Below are 1,420 nucleotides of genomic sequence, written 5' to 3'. Positions count from 1 at the left end.
CTGAGGACAAGCCCTCGGCCTATTAGTACCGGTCAACTCCACCCCTCACAGGGCTTCCATATCCGGCCTATCAACCCAGTCGTCTACTGGGAGCCTTACCCTCTCAAGGAGGTGGGAGTGCTCATCTCGAAGCAGGCTTCCCGCTTAGATGCTTTCAGCGGTTATCCCTCCCGAACGTAGCCAACCAGCCATGCCCTTGGCAGGACAACTGGCACACCAGAGGTTCGTCCGTCCCGGTCCTCTCGTACTAGGGACAGCCCTTCTCAACACTCCTACGCGCACAGCGGATAGGGACCGAACTGTCTCACGACGTTCTAAACCCAGCTCGCGTACCGCTTTAATGGGCGAACAGCCCAACCCTTGGGACCTACTCCAGCCCCAGGATGCGACGAGCCGACATCGAGGTGCCAAACCATCCCGTCGATATGGACTCTTGGGGAAGATCAGCCTGTTATCCCCGGGGTACCTTTTATCCGTTGAGCGACGGCGCTTCCACAAGCCACCGCCGGATCACTAGTCCCTACTTTCGTACCTGCTCGACCCGTCAGTCTCACAGTCAAGCTCCCTTGTGCACTTACACTCAACACCTGATTGCCAACCAGGCTGAGGGAACCTTTGGGCGCCTCCGTTACCCTTTAGGAGGCAACCGCCCCAGTTAAACTACCCACCAGACACTGTCCCTGATCCGGATCACGGACCCAGGTTAGACATCCAGCACGACCAGAGTGGTATTTCAACGTCGACTCCACCCGAACTGGCGTCCGAGTTTCACAGTCTCCCACCTATCCTACACAAGCCGAACCGAACACCAATATCAAGCTATAGTAAAGGTCCCGGGGTCTTTCCGTCCTGCTGCGCGAAACGAGCATCTTTACTCGTAATGCAATTTCACCGGGCCTGTGGTTGAGACAGTCGAGAAGTCGTTACGCCATTCGTGCAGGTCGGAACTTACCCGACAAGGAATTTCGCTACCTTAGGATGGTTATAGTTACCACCGCCGTTTACTGGCGCTTAAGTTCTCAGCTTCGCCTGGCCGAAACCAGACTAACCGGTCCCCTTAACGTTCCAGCACCGGGCAGGCGTCAGTCCGTATACATCGCCTTACGGCTTCGCACGGACCTGTGTTTTTAGTAAACAGTCGCTTCTCGCTGGTCTCTGCGGCCACCACCAGCTCGGGGAGAAAATCCCGTCACCAGCAATGGCCCCCCTTCTCCCGAAGTTACGGGGGCATTTTGCCGAGTTCCTTAACCACAGTTCACCCGAACGCCTCGGTATTCTCTACCTGACCACCTGAGTCGGTTTGGGGTACGGGCCGCCATGAAACTCGCTAGAGGCTTTTCTCGACAGCATAGGATCATCCACTTCACCACAATCGGCTCGGCATCAGGTCTCAGCCTATTGTGAGGCGGATTTGCCTACC

1 rRNA gene is annotated in these 1,420 nt (G+C 56.4%); it reads right to left on the bottom strand.

Annotation, left to right across the window (positions count from 1 at the left end):
* Nucleotides 1-2 precede the first annotated feature (2 nt).
* A 23S ribosomal RNA gene (locus ACWEO5_RS38475) occupies nt 3-1,420 on the bottom strand; the annotation flags it as partial.

This window comes from Kitasatospora sp. NPDC004272 (genome assembly GCF_053603035.1).
Note: the sequence above shows the minus strand (reverse complement) of the source record. Positions and strands in the feature narration are given on the sequence as shown.